The sequence below is a fragment of the Hydrogenophaga sp. genome (assembly GCF_030158645.1).
In the GTDB taxonomy this organism is placed as follows: Bacteria; Pseudomonadota; Gammaproteobacteria; order Burkholderiales; family Burkholderiaceae_C; genus Hydrogenophaga.
The window spans coordinates 1-26,232 of the sequence record NZ_JAOASO010000094.1 but is presented as its reverse complement, the minus strand read 5'-3'; the positions used below and the strand labels follow the sequence as shown (position 1 = coordinate 26,232).

The 26,232-nt window shown below is 64.6% G+C and carries 29 protein-coding genes; 11 read left to right on the top strand and 18 right to left on the bottom strand.

Annotated elements, in window-relative coordinates; genetic code table 11:
• Positions 1–10 precede the first annotated feature (10 nt).
• The 16 genes from Q1W68_RS10850 to radA all read right to left on the bottom strand — a co-directional run bounded on the left by Q1W68_RS10850 (position 11) and on the right by radA (position 15,015).
• Positions 11–1,090, bottom strand: a complete 1,080-nt coding sequence (locus Q1W68_RS10850; RefSeq protein WP_300648411.1) for a DegT/DnrJ/EryC1/StrS family aminotransferase — start codon at positions 1,088–1,090, stop codon at positions 11–13.
• Between the two features lie 14 nt (positions 1,091–1,104).
• Positions 1,105–2,079, bottom strand: a complete 975-nt coding sequence (locus tag Q1W68_RS10845; protein WP_300648409.1) for a GDP-mannose 4,6-dehydratase — start codon at positions 2,077–2,079, stop codon at positions 1,105–1,107.
• Entirely contained in the window at positions 2,076–3,035 is a 960-nt protein-coding gene (locus Q1W68_RS10840; RefSeq protein ID WP_300648408.1) for a Gfo/Idh/MocA family oxidoreductase, read from the bottom strand. The genes Q1W68_RS10845 and Q1W68_RS10840 overlap by 4 nt, the downstream gene beginning before the upstream one ends.
• Positions 3,025–3,546 carry an acyltransferase gene (locus Q1W68_RS10835; RefSeq protein WP_300648406.1) on the bottom strand — a complete coding sequence of 174 codons (522 nt, stop codon included), beginning with the start codon at positions 3,544–3,546 and terminating at the stop codon, positions 3,025–3,027. Before Q1W68_RS10835 ends, Q1W68_RS10840 begins: the two co-directional genes overlap by 11 nt.
• An 8-nt stretch (positions 3,547–3,554) precedes the next feature.
• A complete protein-coding gene (locus Q1W68_RS10830) occupies positions 3,555–4,682 on the bottom strand; it encodes a DegT/DnrJ/EryC1/StrS family aminotransferase (protein ID WP_300648404.1) in 1,128 nt (375 codons plus the stop codon).
• Positions 4,683–4,686: 4 nt separating this feature from the next.
• Complete coding sequence (locus Q1W68_RS10825) at positions 4,687–5,901, bottom strand: hypothetical protein (protein ID WP_300648402.1); 1,215 nt, start codon at positions 5,899–5,901, stop codon at positions 4,687–4,689.
• Positions 5,902–5,993: 92 nt separating this feature from the next.
• Complete coding sequence (locus tag Q1W68_RS10820) at positions 5,994–6,287, bottom strand: hypothetical protein (RefSeq protein ID WP_300648400.1); 294 nt, start codon at positions 6,285–6,287, stop codon at positions 5,994–5,996.
• Entirely contained in the window at positions 6,271–8,436 is a 2,166-nt protein-coding gene (locus Q1W68_RS10815; protein WP_300648398.1) for a bi-domain-containing oxidoreductase, read from the bottom strand. The genes Q1W68_RS10820 and Q1W68_RS10815 overlap by 17 nt, the downstream gene beginning before the upstream one ends.
• A complete protein-coding gene (gene rfbC, locus Q1W68_RS10810; protein WP_300648396.1) occupies positions 8,433–8,999 on the bottom strand; it encodes a dTDP-4-dehydrorhamnose 3,5-epimerase in 567 nt (188 codons plus the stop codon). Before rfbC ends, Q1W68_RS10815 begins: the two co-directional genes overlap by 4 nt.
• Positions 8,996–9,883, bottom strand: coding sequence for a glucose-1-phosphate thymidylyltransferase RfbA (rfbA, locus tag Q1W68_RS10805; protein WP_300648394.1), 888 nt, complete (start codon positions 9,881–9,883; stop codon positions 8,996–8,998). The genes rfbC and rfbA overlap by 4 nt, the downstream gene beginning before the upstream one ends.
• A 10-nt stretch (positions 9,884–9,893) precedes the next feature.
• Positions 9,894–10,793 carry a dTDP-4-dehydrorhamnose reductase gene (rfbD, locus tag Q1W68_RS10800; protein WP_300716627.1) on the bottom strand — a complete coding sequence of 300 codons (900 nt, stop codon included), beginning with the start codon at positions 10,791–10,793 and terminating at the stop codon, positions 9,894–9,896.
• Positions 10,790–11,860 carry a dTDP-glucose 4,6-dehydratase gene (gene rfbB, locus Q1W68_RS10795; RefSeq protein WP_300716625.1) on the bottom strand — a complete coding sequence of 357 codons (1,071 nt, stop codon included), beginning with the start codon at positions 11,858–11,860 and terminating at the stop codon, positions 10,790–10,792. Before rfbB ends, rfbD begins: the two co-directional genes overlap by 4 nt.
• Positions 11,861–11,961: 101 nt before the next feature.
• Positions 11,962–12,168, bottom strand: coding sequence for a zinc-finger domain-containing protein (locus Q1W68_RS10790; protein ID WP_300651517.1), 207 nt, complete (start codon positions 12,166–12,168; stop codon positions 11,962–11,964).
• Positions 12,169–12,173: 5 nt separating this feature from the next.
• Positions 12,174–13,124 (bottom strand): branched-chain amino acid transaminase, encoded by a 951-nt coding sequence (locus Q1W68_RS10785; RefSeq protein ID WP_300716623.1) that lies wholly within the window; start codon positions 13,122–13,124, stop codon positions 12,174–12,176.
• A gap of 66 nt (positions 13,125–13,190) precedes the next feature.
• Positions 13,191–13,613: a glycerate kinase gene (locus Q1W68_RS10780; protein ID WP_300716620.1), complete on the bottom strand. Its 423-nt coding sequence runs from the start codon at positions 13,611–13,613 to the stop codon at positions 13,191–13,193.
• Positions 13,614–13,638: 25 nt separating this feature from the next.
• Complete coding sequence (gene radA / locus Q1W68_RS10775; protein WP_300655676.1) at positions 13,639–15,015, bottom strand: DNA repair protein RadA; 1,377 nt, start codon at positions 15,013–15,015, stop codon at positions 13,639–13,641.
• A gap of 294 nt (positions 15,016–15,309) precedes the next feature.
• Between radA and Q1W68_RS10770 the strand changes: the two genes are divergently transcribed.
• Positions 15,310–16,407, top strand: coding sequence for a hypothetical protein (locus Q1W68_RS10770; protein ID WP_300716618.1), 1,098 nt, complete (start codon positions 15,310–15,312; stop codon positions 16,405–16,407).
• On the opposite strand, the gene Q1W68_RS10765 is transcribed toward Q1W68_RS10770, so the two are convergent.
• The gene (locus tag Q1W68_RS10765) at positions 16,391–17,443 is read right to left on the bottom strand and encodes a nitronate monooxygenase (protein ID WP_300716615.1); all 1,053 of its coding nucleotides are present in this window, start codon (positions 17,441–17,443) and stop codon (positions 16,391–16,393) included. The genes Q1W68_RS10770 and Q1W68_RS10765 overlap by 17 nt on opposite strands.
• A gap of 78 nt (positions 17,444–17,521) precedes the next feature.
• Between Q1W68_RS10765 and hpaR the strand changes: the two genes are divergently transcribed.
• From hpaR to Q1W68_RS10715, 10 genes are all read left to right on the top strand, one after another.
• The gene (gene hpaR / locus Q1W68_RS10760; protein ID WP_300716613.1) at positions 17,522–17,998 is read left to right on the top strand and encodes a homoprotocatechuate degradation operon regulator HpaR; all 477 of its coding nucleotides are present in this window, start codon (positions 17,522–17,524) and stop codon (positions 17,996–17,998) included.
• Positions 17,995–18,642: a fumarylacetoacetate hydrolase family protein gene (locus tag Q1W68_RS10755; RefSeq protein ID WP_300716610.1), complete on the top strand. Its 648-nt coding sequence runs from the start codon at positions 17,995–17,997 to the stop codon at positions 18,640–18,642. Before hpaR ends, Q1W68_RS10755 begins: the two co-directional genes overlap by 4 nt.
• Before the next feature lie 10 nt (positions 18,643–18,652).
• On the top strand, positions 18,653–19,444 hold the full coding sequence (locus Q1W68_RS10750; protein WP_300716608.1) for a fumarylacetoacetate hydrolase family protein: 792 nt from the start codon (positions 18,653–18,655) through the stop codon (positions 19,442–19,444).
• Positions 19,441–20,910 carry a 5-carboxymethyl-2-hydroxymuconate semialdehyde dehydrogenase gene (gene hpaE / locus Q1W68_RS10745; protein WP_300716607.1) on the top strand — a complete coding sequence of 490 codons (1,470 nt, stop codon included), beginning with the start codon at positions 19,441–19,443 and terminating at the stop codon, positions 20,908–20,910. Before Q1W68_RS10750 ends, hpaE begins: the two co-directional genes overlap by 4 nt.
• Positions 20,911–21,222: 312 nt before the next feature.
• Entirely contained in the window at positions 21,223–22,146 is a 924-nt protein-coding gene (hpaD, locus tag Q1W68_RS10740) for a 3,4-dihydroxyphenylacetate 2,3-dioxygenase (RefSeq protein WP_300716604.1), read from the top strand.
• A 5-nt stretch (positions 22,147–22,151) separates the two neighbouring features.
• Entirely contained in the window at positions 22,152–22,598 is a 447-nt protein-coding gene (locus tag Q1W68_RS10735) for a 5-carboxymethyl-2-hydroxymuconate isomerase (protein ID WP_300716602.1), read from the top strand.
• A gap of 60 nt (positions 22,599–22,658) precedes the next feature.
• Positions 22,659–23,486: a 2-oxo-hept-4-ene-1,7-dioate hydratase gene (hpaH, locus tag Q1W68_RS10730; protein WP_300716600.1), complete on the top strand. Its 828-nt coding sequence runs from the start codon at positions 22,659–22,661 to the stop codon at positions 23,484–23,486.
• A gap of 7 nt (positions 23,487–23,493) precedes the next feature.
• The gene (locus tag Q1W68_RS10725) at positions 23,494–24,321 is read left to right on the top strand and encodes an HpcH/HpaI aldolase/citrate lyase family protein (protein ID WP_300716598.1); all 828 of its coding nucleotides are present in this window, start codon (positions 23,494–23,496) and stop codon (positions 24,319–24,321) included.
• 12 nt (positions 24,322–24,333) lie between these two features.
• The gene (locus tag Q1W68_RS10720) at positions 24,334–25,128 is read left to right on the top strand and encodes a class II aldolase/adducin family protein (protein WP_300654450.1); all 795 of its coding nucleotides are present in this window, start codon (positions 24,334–24,336) and stop codon (positions 25,126–25,128) included.
• A gap of 4 nt (positions 25,129–25,132) precedes the next feature.
• Positions 25,133–26,137 carry a 2-dehydropantoate 2-reductase gene (locus tag Q1W68_RS10715; protein ID WP_300662644.1) on the top strand — a complete coding sequence of 335 codons (1,005 nt, stop codon included), beginning with the start codon at positions 25,133–25,135 and terminating at the stop codon, positions 26,135–26,137.
• On the opposite strand, the gene Q1W68_RS10710 is transcribed toward Q1W68_RS10715, so the two are convergent.
• The coding region (locus Q1W68_RS10710; RefSeq protein ID WP_300716640.1) for a MarC family protein at positions 26,126–26,232 on the bottom strand (107 nt) is incomplete at its 5' end. The genes Q1W68_RS10715 and Q1W68_RS10710 overlap by 12 nt on opposite strands.

The window sequence follows — 26,232 nt, the reverse complement described above, 5'->3', positions numbered from 1 at the left end:
AGCGCATTCATCACAGGATGGCAAGCGCGTCTCGAACTGAGTCGCTGACAAGTTTCGTATCCACGCCCGCGTAACAAGGCAAGGTGATGGTGTTCGCTTCGAGCCAATGTGAATTGGGGTTTTTAACTTTGTACTTAGACGCGTAGTATGTGGTGGCACTCATGGCGTAGGTCCCGATGGTCGACTCGACGCCGCGCACTTTCAGTGCAGCGATCAGGTCATTTCGATTGCAACCCATGGGAACTGTGAATACCATCGACTGGACGTTGTGACGCACATCGGCAGAAACCTTCTGGACGACAAAGCCCATGGGTTCCAACAGTGTCCTGTACGCATCCCGGACCTCGTTGCGCTCGTTCACGATGGCCTCAATCTTTGCCAACTGCTTTCGTCCCATCACAGCCTGGAGCTCGGGGAGGCGGAAGTTGTATCCGAAGTCCACGAAATCGAGCGCGACTCCCTTCATACCGTGAGCTCCGTGCGCGAGTTTGGTATCCAGCCACTTCGCCCAGTCGTCGTTGTCGGTGGTGATGGCGCCGCCTTCCCCGGTGCTGATCAATTTTCGCGGGTGAAAACTGAGACATGTCAGATCCGCGATGGAGCCGCAATGCCGACCCGCCTCAGAACTCCCAATCGCGCAGGCTGCGTCTTCAATGAGCGGAATGCCTTTGCTGCGGCACAGCGCACTGATCGCGTGCAGACCGGATGGATTGCCCAGAGCGTCCACAAAAATCACAGCCTTGGTTTTCGGGGTGAGCAGGGCTTCCAGTGTTTCGGGAAGCATGTTGAAAGTTTCACGCGACACGTCTGCAAAAATGGGCGTGGCTCCCACGTCTTCCACCACATTGGCCGTGGCGGGGAAAGAAAAGTCCGACACGATCACTTCGTCGCCGGGGCCAATCTGCAGCATCTTGAGACAGACCCACAGGGCCGTGGTGGCTGAAGTGGCCATGTGTACGTGTTTGGCACCAGTGAACACTGCCAACTCTTTGCGAAATGCCTCAACATGGTCACCACGTGTAAACATGCCGGAGGCGAACACCTCGCGAAAATCGGCTTCAACTTCGTCAAAGCTGATGTAGGGCTTCATCAAACGAACTGATGTCATCGCGCGTGCCTCAGGCGTTGTGCGTACCAGTCCAGCGTCGTGCGTAGGCCGGTGTCGAAGTCGGTCAAGGAATAGTCGATCAGTGCGTGCACCTTCTGGTTGCTCGCGTTGTGGCTTAACACATCGGCTGCACGCGCCGGCTTGCGCACGATTTCGCCCTGGAAGCCGAGCTCCTGAGCGATGCGGGTGACCAGTTCACCGATCGAAATCTGATTGTCGGTGGAGATGTTCACCGACTCCCCGGGGGGCAGAACGCGGAACAGCTTGGCCACCGCGTCGACGGTGTCCCGCACATGGATGTAGTCGCGGGTTTGCAGACCGTCGCCATGAATTTCCGGGGCGATTCCGTTGAAGATGCGCCACGCCGTGAGCGGAATCACGCCAGCAAGCAGGCCCTTGTGGTTCTGTCGTGGACCGTAGTTGTTGAATGGACGCACGATGATCGCGTCAAGACCGAACATGTGCACATAGCTCTCCACTGCCAGGTCTGCCGCTGCTTTGCCGGCGGCATAGGTCGTGGTCGGGTTGCGTGGGTGCTGCTCGTCCATCGGTTCGTACACCGCCGAGCCATACACCTCGGAGGTGGAGAAATGGCACAACGTCTTGTAGGCGCCCCGGCGCAGCAGCTCCAGCAGATTCAACGCCACGGTGACGTTGGTGCCGAAGGCGTTTGCGGGGTTCATGAACGAATAGTTCAAGGCCTTGGTCGCGCAGTTGAAGACGATGTCGATCGTATGCCGCTGGAAGATGAAGTCCAGGCTGGTAGCGAATTCCGCGTCGTCCTTGTAGAGCGTGAGCTTGCCTGTGGCCTGCGCATCGGCGAGGTTATCTTCGGAGCCGAGGAACATGTTGTCGATCACGGCCACGTGGGACGCGCCCTCGGCAATGAGACGGTCCACCAGATGGCTTCCAATGAAACCGGCGCCCCCAGTCACGAGCACGGTTTTTCCGGCGATGTCGCGTGGGTTCATGATGAGGCAACAGCTTTCTGAATGTCTTCGCAAATCTGCATGGCCACGAGGCCGTCCTGAACACCCGGCACATCCTCGCTGAGTTGGCCTTGGCAACTGGCGACAAAGGCCTGCAGTTCTGAGAGAAGCGCCTCCTGTGGACGCACTTCAATGGCTTCCTGCACCGCAGAGATGGTGTAAGGCTGGCCTTCAGCCTGCCGGATTTCGGACTGGCGGCTGATGATGATTTCTTTGCGCAGTAGCTCGCAGTCCACAAACATGTCGACGCAAGTGGCTTCAATCAGACGCATCTTTTTTTCGGTGATCCGGCTGGCCTGGATGCGCGAAAAGCGGCCGTTCTCGTGGGTGATGAGGGCGGACGCAAAGTCGGTCATCGCCCCATGGGCAAAGCCGTGTGCTGCAACCGAACGCGCAGGTCCGTTCAGGTACAAGGCCAGATCGATGTCATGAATCATCAAGTCGGTAACCACGTCCACGTCGGTGATCCGGGCACTGAGCTTGTTGGTGCGGGTGAAGTCGATGCTGATCACGCGTTCGGATTTGTCGAGCACCTGCTTGAGGCTCTGCACCGCGGGGTTGAAGCGCTCGATGAAGCCCACTTGCAAATTCAAACCTTGCTCAGTCGCAAACCGGGCCACCAGCGCAGCCTCTTCCAGCGTGTCGGCCAGCGGCTTCTCGACAAAGATGTTGCGGACTTTCCCGGCGACCAACCGGATGTATTCGGCGTGCGTCACGGTGGGCGTGCAGATCACCACCGCATCGGCGGTGTCCAGCACGCTGCCTACATCAGCCACCCCATTGACGTCGAACTGCTTGCCGAGGCGTTGGGCTGTGGCCTCGTCCGCATCGGCAATGAACACCAACTCGACGCTCTTGAGCAGCGAGAGCACGCGCAGGTGGTTTTGTCCCATCCGGCCCAGACCGATCAGACCGACACGCACTGGCTTATTGCTCATGGCCATCTCCCTCTCCCTCTGCAACGCGGTTACCCATCTTGTCGATCTTGCCCACCGCGCGCGCGGGATTGCCCATCACCAGGGTGTAGGGGGCAACATTCTTGGTGACCACGCTGCCGGCCGCCACCATGGCGTATTCGCCGATGGTGATGCCGCACACGATGGTGGCATTGGCGCCAATGCTTGCGCCGTTGCCCACCAGTGTTTCCGTGATGCGCCATTCCGGGTTGAACGCGCGCGGCACACGGTCGTTGGTGAACGCCACATTGGGGCCGACGAACACGTCATCGCCGATGGTCACCCCGTGATATACCGACACGCTGTTTTGCACCTTGCAGCGATCACCGATGCGCACGGCGTGGTCGATGTAAACGTCTTTGGACAAGATGCAGCCTTGGCCAATGTGTGCGTTCTCTCGAATCTGGACATTGATCCAGACCTTGGTGCCGGCGCCGAGGTGCGCCTTGTCGGACACGTTGGCACTGGGATGAATGTAGGTTTGTTGTTCCATGGGCGGAATTACTTTGCTGTGACCGAACGAACAACCTCGAGCACGCGCTCCAGTTCTTCGGGTTTCATGTACGGGAACAACGGCAGATTGAGGACGGACGCACAGAGCACTTCGCCCTCCTTGCCGCCGAAATGTCCTTGGCTGACGCCATCTGCGCCCGGTTGGCGAGACATCACGCCGGGGTAGATGTTGCCGAAGCCAATGCCCTCTGCCTTGAGCCTGGTTTCCAGTTCAGCCTTGAGGCTGGGGTCGCGCACCAGGCATACGTTGCAGTAACCGTTTTCTTCATATTCCTTGGGCGGTCGCATGGTGTCGATGCCCAGCTCAGGCAGGTGTGCCTGGTAGAAAGCTGCGGAGGCTCGACGCGATGCAATGCGCTGCTCGAGGTGGCCAATGCTGAGATTGAGAAATGCAGCCTGCAAAGAGTCCAGACGCGAGTTCCAGCCAAGTAGCCCATAACCGTAGTGTGTGGTGCGACCATGGTTGCTCAGGCGGCGCACCTTGTCCGCCAGATCGGGATCATCGGTGAACACTGCACCGCCATCGCCGGCTGCGCCCAGTACCTTCGCTGGATAGAACGAGGCAGTGGAAATGAGAGCACCTTCATAGATGGGAGCGCCCTTGTAGAACGCGCCAAAGCATTGCGCTCCGTCTTCGAGCAACAGAACACCTCGTGCCTTGCACAGCGCTCGGATCTCGGCCAGATGCGCCGTGCCCCACCCGTACAGGTGCGCGATGATGGCCGCCTTCGGCTTCAAGCGGTCGATAGCTTCTTCCAGCGCCGGAAGTGAAATGCCGCCGTCTGCGATGTCTGCGTCCAATGTCGCAGGGTCCGCACCTACGTTGACCACTGCTTCAAACGTCGCCCAGAAGGTCACGTTGGGCACCAGCACGGTGTCGCCACGGCCCACGCCCAGAGCACGCAGGGCCAGCTGGAGCGCATCAGTGCCGTTCGCGCACGACACGGCAAAGCCCACGCGCAGCAGGTCACGCAGACTCGTTTCCAGGCGGGCGACTTCCTCACCGCCGATGAACTGGGCGGCGGCTGTCATCGCGCCGAACTTGGCGTTCAGCGCGTCCTGAAATCCAGGTTCGAAGCGCTTCAGATCGATGAATGGAACTTGAATTTTTTTCACCTTTTCAGTTTTGTGCGACCGACGCAATCGGCATGGGCCTGTTGTGAACCCGGTTGCCATAGCCCACGATGATCCAGAACAGACAACCTGTGACAGGCTCGTAGATCACTGGGTAAATCAGCATCCAGCATGTCAGCACGATGAAGCAGACCAGTACACAACGGTCCACACGGTTGTCACCCTGCGCACATGAGTGCCACAGCGTACGGTAGGTGCGGCCCATGAGGAACACCACTACCGACAGCATGAAGGCGCCCCCTGTGAGCAGGAGCTCAAGGTACGAATTGTGGGGCAGAACGACGTCTGAGCCAGAGCCCTGGATTTCCTGCGCCGCGCTGCCGACCTCGGCGAACGAAGCCCCGAACAGGTAGTTCAGCGGTACCGGCAGCAATGAGCCGTCGAACACGTCCATGGTGCCGAACCTGGATTGTCGGTACTGGAAGTCCTTGTAAGCCGAAGGTTCGCCGCGAATGTTGCCTATCAAGGAGTCCAGCGAGACCCGAAGGTAATCGCCCGCGCCGATCAGCAGCAACAGCAAGACGCCGGCCAGGCCGGCCAGCAACGCCCGCAGCAGGGCTTCCTTGAGAGCTTCGCCGCGCAGCAGGCAGACCGAAGCGATCATGGCCACTCCCAAGCCCAACATGGCGGCCTTCGAAATGCTCAAGGTTACGAAGGCCACCGCCAACGCGCCCATCAAGACCGCCACTGAATGGCGCTTGACCAGCATCGTGCTGGAGACGCCAGCGATGACGGCCAGCATGCCACCCACATTCGGCTCCCCCACCACGGTCATGTGGCGGATGAGATCGCCTCGGATGGCGATATAGCCATTGACCAGGGTGTCGAGCGGCCAGCCCCAGAACTGGACAAGCAGGCTTGCAAAAGCGCACAAAAACACCGCCCAGAAAATCCAGAACACGCGTTCCATGTGGCGCTCACCCATGAACATGAGGGCGGCAAATGGGACGAGCAGCATCACATTGATGAAGCGCGCCGTGGCGTGAAAGGCAATGTCGGGCCCTGCTATCCACGCGGTGTGCAAAGCCGTGAGGACCACAGAAACCAGCAAGGCCCACAGCAGCGGGGGCAGTTGCTGGTAGCCCTTGCGGAGCACGATCACGAGCACGAACAGACCACCGTACAGCGCAAGCCGCGAAAGTGCCGAAAAGGGGACTGTCAGGTAAGCCTGCATCCGGTAAAACAAAATCAGGAACACCAAGCAGAACAAAACGGCAAGTGCGTATCGACTCAGGTTCTCGCAGCGGGTTTGTACTGGACTGGGGATTTGAGGCCTTGGCGGTGTGCTCGCATTCATCTGGGGGTGCCAAGGGCGCATGCCTCGCTGGCGGAAAACCTTGTTTCTTGTTTGAGTCCAAGTTCAGGGCGCTCAATGAAGTACCAGGAGCCGATAGCCAGCAACGCTGCGCCGGCTGTCACGACAGTCAGGCCTTGCATGCCTGTCCAGCCGATGTGCAGCGAGGCATACATCACGGTCACGGCGGCGATAGGCACCATTGAAAGGCCTAGCGTCGTAAACACATGCATTGCAAACACCTGGAGTGCTGCCAGAAGGCGTATCAGATCGAAGTTATTGAGACGTGGCAATGCTGCGTGCTCCTGCCAAAAGGCTGTGAATCTGGTTTGCGATACGCGTCGCTTGCAATTGCTGCCACAGGGGAATGGGCCAGTCCGACTTCCCTCGAATGGCTGCGGCAAATGCCTGCAGCTCTTCTTTCTGGCCTTTGCTGGATGTGCGGGTTTCCAGCGGCTTGCTGCGGCTTCCTGTCACGCTCAGCGCGCGGTAGTCGTTCAGTGAGAACACCACGCCGTCGGCGAAGACTTCCATCGACTCTTTCGGAAACTCGGCATTGCCCAAAGCCGTGTAGGTGAGGGTGGCCACCGATCCGTCTTCGAAGCCGATGGTGGCAACGAAATTGTCCGAGCCCGAGTAGTAAGTTGTGGCCGGCGCCAGTGCCGTGGCCTGGACCGATTTCACGGGTGAACCGGTCAGGAACGTGAACAGGTCGTAGATATGACAGGCTTCGCCACGGTTACGCCCCCCACCCTCTGGCCCATGAACCCAATGATCCAGCGGAATGTAGCCCGCGTTCATCCGGTAGTTGATGACCATGGGATTGGAGCGGTTCTGCACCGCGGCGGCAATGTGCCGCGCATATGGGGAAAAACGCCGGTTGAAGCCGGTCAGGAGCACGGGCGTTGGGCCGATAGCATCTTGGTAAAAGGTCTCGATGCCCAGCAGTTCTTCTTCGGTCAGTGCCAAAGGCTTTTCGAGCAGTACATGCTTGCCGGCACGCAATGCGTCCAGGGCCAGTGCGGCGTGAGTGTCGTGCCGTGTCGCGATGATCACGGCGTCCACTTCGGGGTCGTTCAGGACTTCGTGGTGGTCGGTGCTGGTGTAGCTGGCCGCGAACCGTTTGCCTGTTGAAGCGGCGTTGTGTCCCGTTCGGCTCGCGACAGCGCGCAACACGAAGTCGTCTTTGAGCTCTTGCAGGTTGGGCAGGTGCATGCCTTTGGCGAAACCGCCGGCGCCGATGAGCGCAATGCGCACCGCACCGGTGTGGGCAATGGTGGTCCTTGATGGCGGCAGCGGCGTGCGCCGTGCCAGTGCGTCTTCGCGGCGCGCGTAAGAAAGCAACACCATCAAAGGCTTTTCGGCACCCGATTGCAAGGATTGGTATGCCTCGGCAACCTGGTCAATGGGGTGCACGGCAGCAATCATGGATTGCACGTCCAGTGTGCCATCGGCGATCAGCCGCAGGTACTCCGCCATGTTGCGGCCTTCGGTCCAGCGCACATAGCCCAATGGGTAGTCGAGACCACCTTCCTCGTATTGGGCGTCGTAGCGACCGGGGCCGTAGGAGCTCGAAATGAGGAAGTCCAGTTCCTTGACGTAAAAGTCGGCGCGTTGCAAGTCGAGGCCGACGTCGCCCACCAGCACCACGCGTGCTTTTTTGCGGCACATGCGGAACGCGGCCGACACGATCGCATCGGAGGGACTGGCTGCGGTGATGATCACGCCGTCGGCGCCGGTGCCGCCGGTGATGCGGGCGACCTGAGCGACGTCGTCGGCGTCGTCCGGATGCACTCCCCAGTTCATGCCGTGGCGCTGGGCCAATGCGAGGCGTTCGCGATCGAGGTCCACGCCGATCACTCGGCATCCGTTGGCGCGGAGCATTTGCATGGTTAGCTGGCCTAGAACGCCGAGCCCGATCACGACGAAGGTTTCGCCCAGCGTGGGGGTGGCGCGGCGAACGCCTTGCATGGCGATGGCACCGAGCGCCACGGATGACGCCACGTCGAAGCCGACGTTGTCGGGCATTGGCACCACAAGATTCTTCGGTACGCGCACAACCTCTGCATGGAAGGCGCACTGCGCGCCCGCACAGGCGACGCGATCACCGGGCGCATATTCATCGACGCCCGCGCCGACCGCCAGCACGACGCCGGCGCCAGAGTAACCGGTGGGTAGTTCGACCGAAAGTCGTTCCTGCACGAGTTTGCGGGTCATCGACATGCCATCGGTCATCAGCATGTCGATAACTTTCTTGACATGCTGCGGCTGACGGAGGGCGCGTTTCCATAGCGGTACACCTGAGGATTTCACACCCGACATTTCCGTGCCGATCGAAATGCACGAATGGTCCATATGGATCAGGACGGTGCCCGGTTCGACGCCTGGCGCTGGCACATTCTCAAGATGCACCTTGCCGCCGCTGACAAGCACTTGTTTCATCGGGGAATAGGCAATTCGAAGAAAGCGTTGTGAGGAGAGAAAAAAGGCCCATCGCGGTCCTTCGCGGACAGGCTTGGAGCAATGCCGAGATCTGGCCACTCGACTCCTATCGAAGCGTCGTTCCAGGCAATGGAACGTTCATGCTGTGGTGCGTAGTAGTCGGTGGTCTTGTACAGAAAGTCGGCCGAATCGCTCAGCACCAGAAAGCCGTGAGCGAGACCCGCAGGCACCCACAGTTGTTTGTGGTTTTCTTCCGAAAGCTCCAAACCCACCCACTTCCCGAAAGTCGCTGACCCTTGGCGAATGTCCACCGCCACATCAAACACAGCCCCGCGCACCACCCGCACCAGCTTCCCCTGTGGCTGCTGCACTTGGTAGTGCAACCCCCGCAACACCCCCCTCGCACTGCGGCTGTGGTTGTCCTGCACGAAGGTCACATCCAGACCAGTCGCCTCATTGAAGGCTTTCTGGTTGAAGCTCTCGTAAAAGAAACCGCGCTCGTCACCGAACACCTTCGGTTCGATGATGAGCACGTCGGGGATGGCGGTGGGGGTGACTTTCATCGGATCACCGGGTCCTTGAGCAAGCGCACGAGGTACTGGCCGTAGCCGTTCTTGAGCATGGGTTGGGCCAGGGCTTCGAGCTTGGCGCTGTCGATCCAGCCGTGCCGCCATGAAATTTCTTCCGGGCAGGCGATCTTGAGGCCCTGGCGGTGTTCCAACGTGGCGATGAACTGGCTGGCCTCCAGCAGGCTGTCGTGCGTGCCGGTGTCCAGCCACGCGTAGCCGCGCTGCATGATCTGCACGTTGAGCTGGCCCAGGTCCAGGTAGGCCTGGTTCACGGCGGTGATCTCGAGTTCGCCGCGCGCGCTGGGCTTCACGGCTTTGGCGATGTCCACCACCTGCTGGTCGTAGAAGTACAGGCCGGTCACGGCGTAGTTGCTTTGCGGCTGGGCGGGTTTTTCCTCGATGCTGCGGGCTTTGCCCTGAGCGTCGAAGGCCACCACGCCGTAGCGCTCGGGGTCGTTCACGTGGTAGGCGAACACGGTGGCACCGCTGGCCTGTTGGTCGGCGTCCGCCAGCAGGGTGGTGAAGTCGTGGCCGTAGTAGATGTTGTCGCCGAGCACCAGGGCGCTGGGGCTGTTGCCCACGAAGTCCGCACCGATGATGAAGGCCTGCGCCAGGCCGTCGGGGCTGGGTTGCACGGCGTATTGCAGGTTCATGCCCCAGGCACTGCCGTCGCCCAGCAGTTGCTGGAAGCGGGGCGTGTCCTGTGGGGTGCTGATGATGAGCACGTCGCGGATGCCGGCCAGCATCAGCGTGGTCAGCGGGTAGTAGATCATCGGCTTGTCGTACACCGGCAGCAGCTGTTTGCTGATGGCCAAGGTGGCCGGGTGCAGGCGGGTGCCGGAGCCGCCGGCCAGGATGATGCCTTTGCGTTGTGTCATGCGTGGTGTCTCAAAGAATTTCGGCGAGCATACGCCGCACACCGCGTTGCCAGTGCGGCAGGTTCAGCCCGAAGGTGCTGCGCAGCCGGGCGGTGTCCAGTCGCGAATTCAAAGGCCGTTGGGCGGGGGTTGGGAATGCGCTGGTGGGCACGGGCGCCACGTCCTGCGCCTTCAGCGACCGATCGGGTTGGAGGGCGCGGGCGGTCTCCAGCACAAAGCGGGCGTAGCCGTTCCAGGTCGTTTCACCCGCGGCAGCCAGGTGGTGAACACCGCCACCAGCGTCGCTGCGCAATGTCTGGCGGATGGCGTGCGCCGTCACGTCGGCAATCAACTCGGCGCCGGTGGGCGCACCGAACTGGTCGTCGATCACGGTGAGCCGCTCGCGTTCCATCGCCAGGCGCAGCATGGTCTTGGCAAAGTTGGCGCCGCGCGCGGCATACACCCAGCTGGTGCGAAAGATCAGGTGGCGCGCGCCGGACGCTTCGATCAGCTGCTCGCCTTCCAGCTTCGTTTGCCCGTACACGCTCAGCGGGCCGGTGGCGGCGTCTTCGGTCCACGGTGCGGTGCCACTGCCGTCGAACACGTAGTCGGTGGAATAGTGAACCAGCAGAGCGCCCACAGCGTGGGCGGCCTCGGCCAGCGCGCCAGGTGCCGTGGCGTTCAACGCATGCGCCAGTTCGGGCTCGCTTTCTGCCTTGTCCACGGCGGTGTGCGCCGCGGCGTTCACGATCACGTCGGGACGCAGCCGCCTCACGGTTTCGCGCAGGCCGTCCAGGTCGTTCAGGTCACCGCAGCCACCGTCCTCCAGCCTGCTGTGCCGGTCCAGCGCCACCAGTTCGCCCAGCGGCGCCAGGCTGCGCTGCAGTTCCCAGCCGACCTGGCCGTTCCTGCCCAGCAGCAAGACCTTCATGCAGACACCGGCGCTTCGTATTGCGCCTGCACCCACTGCCGGTACGAGCCGCTCTGCACGTTGGCCACCCAGGCGGGGTGATCCAGGTACCACTGCACGGTTTTGCGGATGCCGCTCTCGAAGGTTTCGGCGGGCTTCCAGCCGAGTTCTTGTTCGATCTTGCGCGCGTCGATGGCGTAGCGGCGGTCGTGGCCGGGGCGGTCTTTGACGTAGCTGATCTGGCTGGCGTAGGGCTGGCCGTCGCTGCGTGGGCGCAACTCATCCAGCAGCGCACAGACGGTGCGCACGATCTCCAGGTTGGGCTTTTCGTTCCAGCCACCCACGTTGTAGGTTTCGCCCAGCCGGCCGCCCTCGAGCACGCGGCGGATGGCGCTGCAGTGGTCCTTCACATACAGCCAGTCGCGCACCTGCATGCCGTCGCCGTACACCGGCAGGGGCTTGCCGGCGAGTGCGTTGACGATCATCAACGGGATCAGCTTCTCGGGAAAGTGGAAGGGCCCGTAGTTGTTGCTGCAGTTGGTGGTGAGCACCGGCAGGCCGTGGGTGTGGTGCCAGGCGCGCACCAGGTGGTCGCTGGCGGCCTTGCTGGCCGAGTAGGGGCTGTTGGGCTCGAAGCCGTGGGTTTCGGTGAACGCGGGCGCGTCGGGTGCCAGGCTGCCGTAGACCTCGTCGGTGCTCACGTGCAGGAAGCGGAACGCAGACTTCTCGTCGGCGGCAAGACCGGACCAATGCGCGCGCACCGCTTCCAGCAGGCGGAAGGTGCCGACGATGTTGGTCTGGATGAAATCCTCCGCGCCGTGAATGGAGCGGTCCACGTGGCTCTCGGCGGCGAAGTTGATGACCGCGCGCGGCCGGTGTTCGGCCAGCAGGCGGGCCACCAGCGCGCCATCGCCGATGTCGCCTTGCACGAACACATGGCGCGCGTCGCCCTGCAGGCTGGCGAGATTCTCCAGGTTGCCCGCGTAGGTGAGCTTGTCGAGGTTGATGACGGGTTCTTCCGACTGGGCCAGCCAGTCGAGCACGAAGTTACCGCCGATGAAGCCAGCGCCGCCGGTGATCAGAATCATGAAACGTCCCTAAAGGTGGCTGTCTTGGGGCAGCAGCACGCTGCCATGGACCACGCATTATCTTCACCAAACCGCTGTTGCCAGCGGACACACCCGACGGATCAGTGTCCGTGTGAAACCGATTCGCCAGCCTTCAGGCGGTAAACCGTGCCGCAATAAGGACATTTGGCCTCACCGCTGTGACCCACGTCCAGGTACACCTTGGGGTGGCTGTTCCAGAGCTTCATGTCGGCCAGCTTGTTCGGGCAGAACACGCCGCCCTGGGCGTTGAGGTCGCTGGCCTGGAGTTCGATGGCTGGGGTGGTCATGGTGTTCAGACCTTCGTGAGCCAGTGGGCGTACTTGGGATTGCGGCCGTTGACGATGTCGAAGAACGCGCTCTGGATCTTCTCGGTGATGGGGCCGCGCGTGCCCACATAGTCGCCCTTGCCCATCTCGATGCGGTCGAGTTCGCGGATGGGGGTCACTTCGGCGGCGGTGCCGGTGAAGAAGGCCTCGTCGGCGATGTAGACCTCGTCGCGCGTGATGCGCTTCTGGATGATCTCGATACCCAGGTCCTTGGCGATGTGGAACACGGTGTTGCGCGTGATGCCGTTGAGCGCGCCGGCCGAGAGGTCGGGCGTGTAGATCACACCGTTTTTCACCACGAAGATGTTTTCGCCAGCGCCTTCGGACACAAAGCCCGAGGCATCGAGCAACAGCGCTTCGTCGTAACCCTCGTCGGTCACTTCCATGTTGGCCAGGATGCTGTTGGTGTAGTTGCTCACCGCCTTGGCCTGCGTCATGGTGATGTTGACGTGGTGGCGGGTGTAGCTGCTGGTCTTCACGCGGATGCCGCGCTTGAGGCCTTCTTCACCCAGGTACGCACCCCAGGCCCAGGCCGCCACCATCAGGTGGATGGTGTTGCCCTTGGGTGACACGCCCAGCTTTTTGTCGCCGATCCAGGTCAGCGGGCGGATGTAGCAGCTCTCCAGCTTGTTCTCGCGCACCACGGCTTTTTGCGCTTCCATGGCTTCTTCCATGGTGAAGGGCAGCTTCATGCGCAGGATCTTGGCGCTGTTGAACAGGCGCTCGGTGTGCTCTTCCAGGCGAAAGATCGCCGTGCCGCCGACCGCGTTGTAGGCCCGCACCCCCTCGAAAGCGCCGCAGCCGTAGTGCAGCGTGTGGGTCAGCACGTGGATCTTGGCGTCGCGCCAGTCCACCATCTGGCCGTCCATCCAGATCTTGCCGTCGCGGTCGGACATCGAGGGAACGATGGGGCTCATGGGGGTCCTTTGGGTTGTTTCGTGAGGGGCGCCCAACCGACAGGACTGGCCGCCAAACCGGCGATTTTACGGCGCCGGACTGTCCGGGACTGACGCCTGCGGCTCCGGCCGCGCCAGTTGCCAGCGCACCAGCTTGCCGCCGGCGAACTCGGCTTCCACCGTGGACAGGCCGTTGTCGCTCCAGCGGTACACCTCGGGCTCGACCCCCTCGGCCGAGACGCGCTGGCCCAGCGCGCGCGTCATGGCGATCACGTGCATGAGCGTCACACCCGGTTTGAGCTTGGCGTTGAGCATCACCGCGCTGTCCACGTGGCCGATGGGCCGGTGGGCGGCGCGCTTGAGCACGGTCATGAGGCGGGTGAAGTGCAGCAGCAGCCAGAACAACAGGCCGCCACCGACGGCGGCCACGCCGGGCCAGCCGGAAGCCCTGTGCGCCACCACCAGCAAGGCGGCGCAGCCCAGGGGAATGAGGAATTTCTTGAGTTGCATGGATGGGATTGTCCGTGGATGCGAATCAGGCCAGGCTGCGCGCCAGCTCCATGGCCTCTTCGATGCGGTCCACGCCGTGCACCGTGAGGCCTTCAAAGCTCTTGTCGTTCTTTTTCGGCAGGTTGGCTTTGGGCACCACCGCCACGCTGAAACCCAGTTTGGCGGCTTCCTTCAACCGCTCCTGGCCGCGCGGCGCGGGGCGCACCTCGCCGGCCAGGCCCACTTCGCCAAAGGCGATGAATCCCTTGGGCAGCGGCCGCCCGCGCAGGCTGGAAGTGATCGCCAACATCACCGCCAGATCAGCCGCCGGCTCGCTGATGCGCACGCCGCCCACGGCGTTGACGAACACGTCCTGGTCCATGCAGGCCACGCCGGCGTGGCGGTGCAGCACCGCCAGCAGCATGGCCAGGCGGTCGCGGTCCAGGCCCACGGAGAGTCGCCGGGGCGAAGGGCCGCCGCTGTCCACCAGCGCCTGGATCTCCACCAGCATGGGCCGCGTGCCCTCCAGCGTCACCATCACGCAGCTGCCGGGCACCGGCTCGCTGTGCTGGCTCAAGAAGATCGCGCTCGGGTTGCTCACGCCCTTCAGGCCTTTTTCCGTCATGGCGAACACGCCGATCTCGTTGACCGCGCCGAAGCGGTTCTTGATCGCGCGGATCAGACGGAAGCTGCTGTGCGTGTCGCCCTCGAAATACAGCACCGTGTCCACCATGTGCTCCAGCACGCGCGGGCCGGCCAGCGCGCCTTCCTTGGTCACGTGGCCCACCAGCACGATCGCCGTGCCGCTGGCCTTGGCCGCGCGGGTCAGGTGGGCCGCGCATTCGCGCACCTGCGCCACCGAGCCCGGCGCCGACGTGAGCTGTTCCGAATACACGGTCTGGATCGAGTCGATCACCGCGATGCCGGGCTTCACATGGTCCAGCGTGGCCAGGATTTTTTCCAGCTGGATTTCGGCCAGCACGCTGACCTGCGAGCCGTCCAGTCCGAGCCGGCGCGAGCGCAGCGCCACCTGGGCGCCACTTTCTTCGCCAGTGACATAGAGCGTTTTCACGCCTGCGCGCTGCAACGAATCCAGCGCCTGCAGCAGCAGGGTCGACTTGCCGATGCCCGGGTCGCCGCCGATCAGCACCACGCCGCCCTCCACGATGCCGCCGCCCAGCACGCGGTCGAGTTCGTCGTGGCCGGTGGGCGTGCGCTGCACGTCGGTGGCGTCGATCTCGGCCAGCGTGGTGACCTCGGCGGTCTTGGCCAGCGAGGCAAAGCGGTTCTTCGACGGCGCGGCGGATTCGGCCACCGATTCCACCAGCGTGTTCCAGGCGTTGCAGTGCGGGCATTTGCCCAGCCACTTGGGGCTGGAGCCGCCGCACTCGTTGCAGGTGTATTGGGTTTTGTCTTTGGCCATGGTGCTGGGCAATATAGTTCAGGGCCTGCTCACACCATTTTTCCAAGATGCGTTGTGGATCAAAAAGGCCATGCGCAAGGCGCGAAACGCAGACGGGCCGGTGGCCCGGCGAGGCTTCGCAACGCGGCGCATGGCCTTTTTGGCCACAAGCCGAAGGGAACGGGGTGAAAACAGCGCCACTCGGCGTTGCGCTCCTAGGCCAGACACCCGGTCTGGCCGTTGTCGCGCGCCTTGATTGGCGCTGTTTTCACCCCGTTCGCACTTGGAAAAATGGTGTGAACAGGCCCTAACCCCATGACCAAGACTCCCGCCGCCTCCCTGCTCGTGCTGCCGCCCAGCGCACAACCCCTGTCCGCCGCGGCCCGCGCCTACAACCTGCAGCTCACCCGCATCGACAAGCTCAAGAGCCAGCTCGCCGAGCTCGACTCCCTGGGCCAGCTGCACCGCCAGGAGCTGCATGGCGCCATCGACCCGCTGCGCCGCCAGCTGGCGCAAGGCCAGCGCGAACTGGCGCTGGCGCTGGACGGTTTCCTGCAGGGCAAAGAACTCAGCCGGGGCCAGTGCGACACGGCCCGAGCCGTGCTTTGCCAGATCGCACGCCAGCTGGTTGAAGCCGGCGGCCCGGGCAGCGAGGCCATGCGCGAATTGCACGACCGCCACAGCGCCCGCACGCTCGCGCAGTTGAAGCAGGACGCGGCCGATGCGCTGCGCGCTCGGCTGGAGTCGGTGCTGGGCGAACCGCTGGACGACGAGGGTCAGGAGCTGAGTGCCGAGCAACTCCTGCGCGCGGGCATGGCGCGCCTGCGCCGGGCGCAGGCCGAAGAACAGGACAAGAAACGCGAAGCCGCGCAGGCCAAACGCGAGCGCAAGAAGCCCGGCGCTGCGTTGCGCCAGACCGAGCAGATGGACGCCGACACGCTGTTGCGCCGCCTCTTTCGCCAGCTCGCCAGCGCCCTGCACCCCGACCGTGAAACCGATCCCCAGGCGCGCCTGCGGAAGACCGCGCTGATGAGCGAGGCCAACGCGGCCTATGAAAAGCGAGACCTCGTCACGCTGCTGCAGATCCAGAGCCGCGCCGAACTGGCCGACCCCGAGGCCGTGCACAAGCTGTCGGACGAGCGTCTGGCTTCGCTGACCCTGCTGCTCAAGGCCCAGGTGGCCGAGCTGGAGCGCGAGCGCGCCGGGCGCCAGAACGCGCTGGCCGACGAGTTCGATCTGCCCGAAGGCCTGTCACCCAACGCCAACACGCTGCTGCAGAACCGGATCGACCAGGCGCGGGAGCTGGAAGCCGCGATCGCCGGCATCGAACACGACCTGGAACAGGTGAGCAACGGCGTGCGGGTCAAGCGCTGGCTCAACGCGCAGCGCGACGCCGTCATGCGCGGGCGCTGAAGCCTTCGATCAGCAAGCGGGTGATCTCGGCCGCCGGCAGGTCGCGGCAACCACTGGCGTTCTGTCCCGACCACAGCGGCGAAAAATCCCCGCTGCCCTTGGCCTCCCAGTGCGCGCGCAGCGGCGCCATGGCCGCACCGGCCAGCGGGAAGGCGGGCGCCACCGGGTTCATGGAGCCGAGTTCGCGCATCACGCGGTTGACGATGCCGCGCGCCGGACGGCCGGTGAACAGGTGGGTCAGTGCCGTGTGGTGCGCGGCCTCGCTTTGCAGCGCGGCGCGGTGCAGGGCACTGGTGGTCGCCTCGGTGCTGCACAGGTAGGCCGTGCCCACCTGCACGCCCGACGCACCCAGCGCCATGGCCGCGGCCACACCCGCCGCGTCGGCAATGCCGCCCGCCGCGATCACCGGCAGGCTCACGGCCGCCACGATCTGCGGCAGCAGAGCAAAGGTGCCCACCTGCGTGGTGAGGTCGTCGGTGAGGAACATGCCGCGGTGGCCGCCGGCTTCCACGCCTTGCGCAATGATCACGTCGGCGCCAAACGCCTCCAGCCAGTGCGCCTCTTCCACCGTGGTGGCCGACGCCAGCACCACACTGCCCCAGCTTTTCACGCGGTCCAGCAGGTCCAGGTCGGGCAGGCCGAAGTGAAAGCTCACCACCTTGGGTTTGAACCGCTCCAGCAGGTCGGCCGCTGCGCTGTTGAATGGCACACGGCCCGGGCCGGCGGGCACCGCGTCGATGTCCAGCCCAGCTTCGCGGTAGTAGGTGGCCAGCCAGGCGCGCCAGGCGGCTTCGCGCGCCTCGTCGGGCACCGGTGGGGTGTGGCAGAAGAAGTTGACGTTGTAGGGGCGTGTGGTGCCGGCGGCCAACGCGGTCAGCTCGCGCTCCAGTGCGTCGGGCGCGAGCATGGCGCAGGGCAGCGACCCGAGCGCGCCCGCGTTGCTCACGGCCACCGCGAGCGCGGCGCCCTGCACGCCTGCCATGGGCGCCTGGATCAACGGGAAGTCGGTACCGATCAAGGAGGTGAGTGCGTTCATGCGCGCATTCTCCGCGCGGGCCCCGGACGGGTAAACCCTCAAACGTGTAACAGCGCATTCATTTAACATGTTAACTAAATGAACGACACCACCCCCTTCATCCACCGCAACCTGCCGCGCCTGCTGCTCGAAGCGCGCGAGGCCGTGATGCTGCACACCCGGCCCAGCCTGCGCGAGCACGGCCTGAGCGACCAGCAGTGGCGCGTGCTGCGCGTGCTCGGCGAGCACGCCCGCCTGCCCGGCGGCGTGGAAACCGGGCGCGTGGCGCGCGAGGCGTTCCTGCTGGGCCCCAGCCTCACCGGCGTGCTCACCCGCATGGAGCGCGACGGGCTGATCGCGCGCGGCCGTTGCCCGCAGGACGCGCGCCGCACCGTGGTGCGTGCCACGCCCGCCGGGCTCAAGCTGGTCAAGCGCCTGTCCAGCACCATCGAATCGCACTACGCGTGGATGGAAGAGCGCCTGGGCAAGGCGCGGCTGGCGCAGCTGTATGCGCTGCTCGACGAAGTGATCGCGCTGGAGCAGCCGGTTGACGTCGTCGAGGAGGACGCCGAATGAACACCCACTGGATGCCCGAAGGCACGGTTTACGGCACGCTGCTCAACTTCCAGCGCGAACACGCGCTGTGGGCGCCGCGCATGAACGAAGCGCCGTACAAGGCGCCGCCAACCGCACCGGTGCTCTACATCAAGACCGCCAACACCTTCACCGCTGCGGGTCACAGCATTGCCTTGCCCGCGGGCCAGCCGGTGTCGGTCGCCGCCACGCTCGGCCTGGTGATGGGCGCCCGTGGTGTGACCGGCGCCGTGCTGTTCAACGACGTGGCCATCGTGCACGAGAGTTATTACCGCCCGCCGGTGAAGTTCCAGTGTGTGGACGGTTTCCTCGGCGTCGGTCCCGAGTGTGTGCCGCTGCAGCGCCTGGGCGGACTCGACGGTCTGTCGGGCTTGGTGCTGGAGCTGCGCATCAACGGCGTGCACCGCCAGACCACGGCGCTGGCCGAGCTGGTGCGCGACGCCGGCACCCTGCTGGCCGACGTGAACGCATTCATGACGCTGCGTCCCGGTGATGTGCTGATGCTGGGCAGCGACTGCCTGCCCGACGGCACGCGCCCGCTGGTGCACGCGGGCGACACGGTGGAGATCAGCGCCACCGGCTTCAAGCCGGCCGTGCACAGCTTCAACGCCGAGCACAAGCCATGAAGGACATGCCATGAAACACGCCCGCATCGCCTGGGCCGGCGCGGTCCACGACGCCGTGGAAGCCGGCGGCCAGCTCGAACTGCTCACCCCCGGGCTCCAAGGCCGGCGTGTGGGCTTTGACGAGGTGGTGTGGTTGCCGCCGCTCGCACCCAACCCGCCCACCCGCCCGCGCACCATCCTCGCGCTGGGCCTGAACTACGCCGACCATGCCAAAGAGCTGGCCTTCAAGGCGCCCGACGAACCGCTCGCTTTCCTCAAAGGCGAAGCCAGCCTCACCGGTCACCGGGGCTTCACGCTGCGCCCGGCCGGCGTGCAGCACATGCACTACGAATGCGAACTCGCGGTGGTGATCGGTCGCACGGCCAGGCGCGTGAAAAAGTCCGATGCACTCGACTTCGTGGCCGGCTACACCGTGGCCAACGACTACGCGATCCGCGACTACCTGGAGAACTGGTACCGCCCCAACCTGCGCGTGAAGAACCGCGACACCTGCACACCCATCGGCCCCTGGCTGGTGGACGCGGTGGATGTGCATGAAGGTCACGGCGGGCCGATGAACCTCGCTTTGCAGACCACGGTGAACGGCCAGGTCACGCAGCAGGGCAGCACGCGCGACATGATCTTCGACGTGCCCACACTCATCGAATACTTCAGCGCCTTCATGACGCTGCAACCCGGCGACCTCATCCTCACCGGCACGCCCGACGGCGTGGTCGACTGCCAGCCCGGCGACGTGATCGTCACGTCCATCGAAGGCATCGGCGACCTGGTCAACACCATCACTTCATCCGAACCCGCATGACCCTCCCGCACCTCATCAACGGCCAGTCCGTGGCCAGCGCCACCACTTTCGAGACCATCAACCCCGCCACGCAGGAAGTGCTGGCCGAGGTCAGCGCGGGTGGTGTGGACGAGATCAACGCGGCGGTTCAGGCGGCCAAAGACGCGTTCCCGAAGTGGGCCGGCCTGCCCGCCACCGAGCGCGCGAAGCTCATGCGCAAGCTGGGTGAGTTGATCGCAGCGCACGTGCCCGAGATCGCACAGCTGGAGACCAACGACAGCGGCCAGGTGATCGCGCAGACCGGCAAACAACTCATCCCGCGCGCTGCCGACAACTTCTCCTACTTCGCCGAGATGTGCACCCGTGTGGACGGGCACACCTACCCCACGCCCACCCACCTGAACTACACGCTGTTCCACCCGGTGGGCGTGTGCGCGCTCATCAGCCCGTGGAACGTGCCCTTCATGACGGCCACCTGGAAGGTCGCGCCGTGTCTGGCGTTCGGCAACACGGCGGTGTTGAAGATGAGCGAGCTCAGCCCGCTCACCGCCGCGCGCCTGGGCGAACTGGCGCTGGAAGCCGGCATTCCGGCGGGTGTGCTCAACGTGGTGCACGGCATGGGCAAGGAAGCGGGCGAACCTTTGTGCGCACACCCCGACGTGCGCGCGATTTCCTTCACCGGGTCCACCGCCACCGGCAACCGCATCGTGCAGAGCGCGGGCCTGAAGAAGTTCAGCATGGAGCTGGGCGGCAAGAGCCCGTTCGTGATCTTTGACGACGCCGACCTGGACCGCGCGCTGGACGCTGCCGTGTTCATGATCTTCAGCAACAACGGCGAGCGCTGCACCGCGGGCAGCCGCATCCTGGTGCAACAGAGCATCTACGCCGACTTCGCGGCCAAGTTCGCCGAGCGGGCCAAGCGCATCACCGTGGGTGATCCGCTGATTGATACAACCATCGTCGGTCCGATGATCAGCCGGGCGCATCTGGCGAAGGTGCGCAGCTACATCGAGCTGGGCCCGAAAGAGGGCGCCACGCTGCTTTGCGGCGGTCTGGACCGGCCGTCGTACGCGGCCGAGTTGCCGGCGCGTGTGGCCCGGGGCAACTACGTGTGGCCCACCGTGTTCGCCGATGTGGACAACCGCATGCGCATCGCGCAGGAAGAAATCTTCGGCCCTGTCGCTTGTCTCATTCCGTTTCGCGATGAAGCGCATGCCATCGAACTGGCGAACGACATCCAGTACGGCCTCTCCAGCTATGTGTGGACGGAGAACCTGGGCCGGGCGCACCGGGTGGCGGCGGCGGTGGAGGCGGGCATGTGTTTCGTGAATTCGCAGAACGTGCGCGATCTGCGCCAGCCGTTTGGCGGCACCAAGGCGAGTGGCACGGGGCGTGAGGGTGGCACCTGGAGTTATGAGGTGTTCCTCGAACCGAAGAACGTGGCGGTGTCTCTCGGTTCACACCACATTCCGCATTGGGGGGGTTGAAATGCCTTCGTTCTGCTGGGTTGGCGGGATCGAACGGGCACGGCGCTCTGCTCCGCGGGTGTCCCCCGACGGCTGGTGCCGTCTCCTCCTTTACCCCGCTGCGCAGAACGCCCTGCCCGTTCGATCCGAAGAAGCTTGGGCTGCTCTTGCCCTTGTCAGCGAGGTCCGCAGTGGGCCAGGCCTTGGGGGTACCCGCCGCAGCGAAGTAAAGGAGGAGCCAAGGGCGAAGCCCTTGGCGGGGGACATGAGCGGAGGCGGGTACCCCCAAGGCCTGGCCCACGGAGCATCAACCAAACACCCACAGGACCGGCCATGGGCAAGTTAGCACTCGTCGCCAAAGTCACCCACGTCCCCTCGATGTACCTCAGCGAACTCGACGGACCGCGCAAGGGCACAAGACAGGACGCCATCGACGGCCACCAGGAAATCAGTCGCCGCTGCAGAGAGCTCGGCGTGGACACCATCGTCGTCTTCGACACCCACTGGCTCGTCAACGCCAGCTACCACCTCAACTGCGCACCGCACTTTGAAGGCCGCTACACCAGCAACGAACTGCCGCACTTCATCAGCAACCTGCCGTTCGAGATCCCCGGCAACCCCGCGCTCGGGAAGATCCTGGCCCGGGTCTGCAACGAACACGGCGTGGAAACCCTCGCCCACGACGCCACCACCCTCGGCCCCGAGTACGGGACGCTGGTGCCCATGCGCTACATGAACGCCGACCAGCACTTCAAGGCCATCTCGGTCTCCGCGCTGTGCCAGGCGCATTACCTCAACGACAGCGCGCGCCTGGGCTGGGCCATGCGCAAGGCGGTGGAAGACCATTACGACGGCACCGTGGCGTTTCTCGCCAGCGGCAGCCTCAGCCACCGCTTCGCGCAGAACGGCCTGGCGCCCGACTACGCCTTCAAGATCTGGAGCCCCTTCCTGGAGACGCTGGACCGCCGCGTGGTGCAGATGTGGGAACAGGGCGAATGGAAAGCCTTCTGCGAGATGCTGCCCGAGTACGCCGCCAAAGGCCACGGCGAAGGCTTCATGCACGACACCGCCATGATGCTCGGCGCGCTCGGCTGGAGCGACTACGACGGCCAGGCCGAGGTCATCACGCCCTACTTCGGCGCCTCCGGCACCGGCCAGATCAACGCCATCTTCCCCGTCACGCCGCAATCCGGCGCCGCCATTCCCGCAGCGCAGGCCTCGGCCGCGCAGGGTTATCAAACCGTCTCCCGACTCTGACCACCATGCCCCACCTCGTTGTCCTCTACACCTCCAACCTCGACCAGCCCGAAGCCCAAGGCGGCATCGACATGAGCCGCCTCTGCCGTGCCCTGTGCGACGCCATGCTCGCCGTGCGCGACGAAGCCGACCAACAGGTCTTTCCCACCGGCGGCACGCGGGTGCTGGCCTACCCCGCCGCCCACAGCGCCATCGCCGACGGTGGTGCGGCGGGCGAGGCCGCGGGGCTGGGCAGCGACTACGCCTTTGTTTACATGAACGTGCGCATGGCCAAGGGCCGCAGCGCCCTCACGCACCAGCGCGTGGGCGATGCATTGCAGGCCTGCGTGAAAACCCACTTCGCCGCGCAGCTCGCCGCGCGCCCCATCGGCATCACCGTGCAGGTGGACGAAGGCCACGAGGTGTTCGACGCCAAGAACAGTTCCATCCACCCGCTGTTCACCCGGCCGTGACCGCCCTCCCAATCAACCATTCCGTTCGGGCTGAGCCTGTCGAAGCCCTCGCACACATGTATGTTTGAAGACACCCTCATCCAGCAACTCGCCGCCGAGCTCGACCTCGCCGAGAAAACCCGCTCGCCGTTGGAACATTTCTCCAAACGGTTCCCCGGCATGACCATCGAAGACGGTTACCGCGTCGGCCGTGCCTGGGTGGCGTTGCAGGTGGCCGGCGGGAACCAGGTCATCGGCCACAAGATCGGCCTCACCAGCCGCGCCATGCAGATGGCCAGCCAGATCGACGAACCCGACTTCGGCACCTTGCTGCAGAGCATGTTGTTCACCGCACAGGCGGATCAGGTGCTGGAGATCCCCGCCAGCCGCTTCATCGCGCCGCGCGTGGAGGTCGAACTCGCCTTCGTGCTCAAGGCCCCGCTCAAGGGAGCCGGCGTGACGGTGGCCGATGTGCTCAACGCCACCGAGTACGTGACGCCCGCCATCGAGATCATCGACGCACGCATCGAGCAGTTCGACCGCCACACCAAAGTCATGCGCCAGGTGTTCGACACCATCAGCGACAACGCGGCCAACGCCGGCATCGTGCTCGGCGCGGGCGACGAGCGTTACCAGGCCGACCCGCTCACCACCGACCTGCCCTGGTGCGGCGCCGTGCTGAAACAGAACGGAGTGGTGGAAGAAACGGGTCTGGCCGCCGGTGTGCAAGGTCACCCGGCGGTGGGCATCGCCTGGCTGGCGCACAAGCTCGCGCCCTGGGGCGAGTCGCTGCGCGCGGGCCAGATCGTGCTGGCCGGTTCGTTCACGCGGCCGGTGGCCGCCAAGGCGGGTGACCAGTTCGAGGCCGACTACGGCCCGCTCGGTTGCCTGAAGTTCACGTTCGTCTGAGTCCACCATGCACACCCCCATCAACACCTTCAAGCAGGCGCTCGCCGCCGGCACACCCCGGATCGGCCTGTGGGCCGCACTCGCCAGCGCTTACAGCACCGAGCTGCTTGCCGGCATCGGATACGACTGGTTGCTGATCGACGGTGAACACGCGCCCAACGACGTGCGCAACACGCTGTCGCAGCTGCAGGCCGTGGCCAGTGCACAGCAGGCGTTTGGCGACGCGCGTTCGCATCCGGTCGTGCGCGTTCCGGTGGGCACGGGCGACGTGGGCGTGGCGCTCATCAAGCAGTACCTCGACATCGGCGCGCAGACCCTGCTGGTGCCCATGATCGACACCGCCGAGCAGGCCGCACTGGTGGTGAAGGCCACGCGCTACGCACCCGCCGGCATCCGCGGCATGGGCAGCGCGCTGGCGCGGGCCTCGCGCTGGCAGGCCCACGCGCGCTACGTTCACGAGGCCAACGACCAGGTCTGTGTGCTGGTGCAGGCCGAAACCGTGGAGGCCATGAAGAACCTCGACGCGATCGCCGCCACACCGGGGGTGGACGGTGTGTTCATCGGCCCGGCCGATCTGAGCGCGTCCATGGGCCACCCGGGCAACGCGGGGCACCCCGAGGTGCAGGCGGTCATTGCCGAGGGTGTGAAGCGCATCCGCGCCGCCGGCAAGGCGCCCGGCATCCTGGCCACCACCGAAGCGGGTGCACAACAGTGGCTGGCCGCAGGCGCCTTGTTCGTGGCCGTGGGCGCCGACACCATGCTGCTGGCGTCGGGCGCTTCGCAACTGCTCGCGCAGTTCAAGGGACCGGCTGCCACGGGCCCCAACACCTACTGACGGAGACCCCCCATGAACGCCACGCTCAAGGCCACCACCGTGCTGCCGGCCGGCATGCACCCCGACGAATGGGCCGCGCGGCTGGAACTGGCCGCCTGCTACCGCGTGTTCGCCATGCTCGGGTGGACGGAGATGATCTACAACCACATCACCTTGCGCCTCCCCGACTCGGTGGCGGGTGGCGAGAAGCTGTTTTTGATCAACCCGTTTGGTCTGCATTACAGCGAGGTCACCGCGAGCAACCTCGTGAAGATCAACCTCAAAGGCGAGGTGCTCGGCGGTTCGGCCCACCGCGTCAACCCGGCCGGCTTCACGGTGCACGCTGCCATTCACGACGGCTTGCCGGGCGCGCACTGCGTGATGCACACCCACACCACCGCCGGCGTGGCCGTGGCCTGCCTCAAAGACGGTCTGCAGCAGACCAACTTCTACACCGCGCAGCTGCACGGCATGCTCGCCTACCACGACTTCGAGGGCATCACCATCCACGCTGAAGAGGCGCCGCGCTTGCTTCAGAGCATCGGCGACCAGCCGGCGGTGATCCTGCGCAATCACGGCCTCCTGGCCTGGGGCGCCACGGTGCCGCAGACCTTTGCCATCCTCTGGACGCTGCAGCGCGCCTGCGAAATCCAGCTGGCCACCTTCAGCATGGGCGGGGCCGCTGCCGCGATCCCGGTGCCCGAAGCCATTGCAGCGAAATGCACGCGCGACGCGCTACAGTTCAGCCCCGACCACGGTGCAGGCCGTGACGTGTTCGATGCGCTGGTGAGGCAGGTGAACCGCCTGGACAGCAGCTACCTGGAGTGAACGTGTGAGCCATCCGGATTTTCAACGCGTGGCCATCGTCGGCGCCGGTGCCATCGGCGGCTGGCTGGGGGTGCTGCTCTCGCACACCGGCTGCATCGTGAGTGCCCTGGCCCGGGGCGACACGCTCGCAGCCATCCAGCGCGAAGGTCTGCAACTCTTTGAGAACGGCCGCCTCATCGGCGCGCCGGTGGAGGCTTCCAGCAGCGCAGCGGCGCTGGGTGTTCAGGATCTCGTCATCGTGGCGGTGAAGGCCCCGGCGCTCGCCGAGGTGGCGCGCAGCATCGCCCCGCTGATCGGTCGCCACACGGTGGTGCTCACCGCCATGAACGGCGTGCCCTGGTGGTTCTTCAACGGCTTCGGCAGCGAGCGGGCCGGCACCCGGCTGCAATCGGTGGACCCCACCGGCGCGATCGAGCGCGCCATTCCGGCGCGCAACGTGATCGGCGGTGTGGTCCACGCCAGTTGCTCGGTCGATTCGCCGGGGGTGATCCGCCACCACTTCGGCAGCGGCCTGATCATCGGCGAGCCCTCGGGCGAAGCCACCGAGCGCGTGGCCGCCCTGGCCGAACTTTTGCGCCGAGCCGGGCTCAACGCCAGCGTGTCGCCACAGATCCAGAAAGACGTCTGGTACAAGCTGTGGGGCAACATGACGGTGAACCCGGTGAGTGCCCTCACGGGCGCCACCACCGACCGCATCCTGGGTGACGAACTCGTGCGCGGCTTCATCAGCAGCGTCATGCTCGAAGCGAAAGCCATCGGCGCGAAGATCGGTATCCCGATCGACCAGCAGCCCGAAGACCGCCACGCGGTCACGCTCAAACTCGGCGCTTTCAAAACCTCGATGCTGCAGGACGTGCAGGCGAAGAAACCGGTGGAGCTCGACGCACTGGTGACGGTGGTGCGTGAACTCGGCCAGTTCACGGGTGTGCCCACGCCGTTCACCGACGCGCTGCTGGGCCTGTCGCGCCTGCAGGCGCAGACGCTGGGGCTGTACCCCTCAGCCCAGTAGCGCCGGGAACAGCTTCACCAGGCCGGTGGCCATCACCTCCACCGACAGGGCCGCGAGGATCAGCCCCATCAACCGCGTCATCACGTTGATGCCGG

What these genes read in the sequence shown, in the direction of transcription:
- Q1W68_RS10850 (WP_300648411.1), bottom strand. Translation starts at nt 1,090, where the DNA reads ATGAAGCCCTACATCAGCTTTGACGAAGTTGAAGCCGATTTTCGCGAG.
- Q1W68_RS10845 (WP_300648409.1), bottom strand. Translation starts at nt 2,079, where the DNA reads ATGAACCCACGCGACATCGCCGGAAAAACCGTGCTCGTGACTGGGGGC.
- Q1W68_RS10840 (WP_300648408.1), bottom strand. Translation starts at nt 3,035, where the DNA reads ATGAGCAATAAGCCAGTGCGTGTCGGTCTGATCGGTCTGGGCCGGATG.
- Q1W68_RS10835 (WP_300648406.1), bottom strand. Translation starts at nt 3,546, where the DNA reads ATGGAACAACAAACCTACATTCATCCCAGTGCCAACGTGTCCGACAAG.
- Q1W68_RS10815 (WP_300648398.1), bottom strand. Translation starts at nt 8,436, where the DNA reads ATGAAACAAGTGCTTGTCAGCGGCGGCAAGGTGCATCTTGAGAATGTG.
- rfbC (WP_300648396.1), bottom strand. Translation starts at nt 8,999, where the DNA reads ATGAAAGTCACCCCCACCGCCATCCCCGACGTGCTCATCATCGAACCG.
- rfbA (WP_300648394.1), bottom strand. Translation starts at nt 9,883, where the DNA reads ATGACACAACGCAAAGGCATCATCCTGGCCGGCGGCTCCGGCACCCGC.
- rfbD (WP_300716627.1), bottom strand. Translation starts at nt 10,793, where the DNA reads ATGAAGGTCTTGCTGCTGGGCAGGAACGGCCAGGTCGGCTGGGAACTG.
- rfbB (WP_300716625.1), bottom strand. Translation starts at nt 11,860, where the DNA reads ATGATTCTGATCACCGGCGGCGCTGGCTTCATCGGCGGTAACTTCGTG.
- Q1W68_RS10790 (WP_300651517.1), bottom strand. Translation starts at nt 12,168, where the DNA reads ATGACCACCCCAGCCATCGAACTCCAGGCCAGCGACCTCAACGCCCAG.
- Q1W68_RS10785 (WP_300716623.1), bottom strand. Translation starts at nt 13,124, where the DNA reads ATGAGCCCCATCGTTCCCTCGATGTCCGACCGCGACGGCAAGATCTGG.
- Q1W68_RS10780 (WP_300716620.1), bottom strand. Translation starts at nt 13,613, where the DNA reads ATGCAACTCAAGAAATTCCTCATTCCCCTGGGCTGCGCCGCCTTGCTG.
- radA (WP_300655676.1), bottom strand. Translation starts at nt 15,015, where the DNA reads ATGGCCAAAGACAAAACCCAATACACCTGCAACGAGTGCGGCGGCTCC.
- Q1W68_RS10770 (WP_300716618.1), top strand. Translation starts at nt 15,310, where the DNA reads ATGACCAAGACTCCCGCCGCCTCCCTGCTCGTGCTGCCGCCCAGCGCA.
- Q1W68_RS10765 (WP_300716615.1), bottom strand. Translation starts at nt 17,443, where the DNA reads ATGAACGCACTCACCTCCTTGATCGGTACCGACTTCCCGTTGATCCAG.
- hpaR (WP_300716613.1), top strand. Translation starts at nt 17,522, where the DNA reads ATGAACGACACCACCCCCTTCATCCACCGCAACCTGCCGCGCCTGCTG.
- Q1W68_RS10755 (WP_300716610.1), top strand. Translation starts at nt 17,995, where the DNA reads ATGAACACCCACTGGATGCCCGAAGGCACGGTTTACGGCACGCTGCTC.
- Q1W68_RS10750 (WP_300716608.1), top strand. Translation starts at nt 18,653, where the DNA reads ATGAAACACGCCCGCATCGCCTGGGCCGGCGCGGTCCACGACGCCGTG.
- hpaE (WP_300716607.1), top strand. Translation starts at nt 19,441, where the DNA reads ATGACCCTCCCGCACCTCATCAACGGCCAGTCCGTGGCCAGCGCCACC.
- hpaD (WP_300716604.1), top strand. Translation starts at nt 21,223, where the DNA reads ATGGGCAAGTTAGCACTCGTCGCCAAAGTCACCCACGTCCCCTCGATG.
- Q1W68_RS10735 (WP_300716602.1), top strand. Translation starts at nt 22,152, where the DNA reads ATGCCCCACCTCGTTGTCCTCTACACCTCCAACCTCGACCAGCCCGAA.
- hpaH (WP_300716600.1), top strand. Translation starts at nt 22,659, where the DNA reads ATGTTTGAAGACACCCTCATCCAGCAACTCGCCGCCGAGCTCGACCTC.
- Q1W68_RS10725 (WP_300716598.1), top strand. Translation starts at nt 23,494, where the DNA reads ATGCACACCCCCATCAACACCTTCAAGCAGGCGCTCGCCGCCGGCACA.
- Q1W68_RS10720 (WP_300654450.1), top strand. Translation starts at nt 24,334, where the DNA reads ATGAACGCCACGCTCAAGGCCACCACCGTGCTGCCGGCCGGCATGCAC.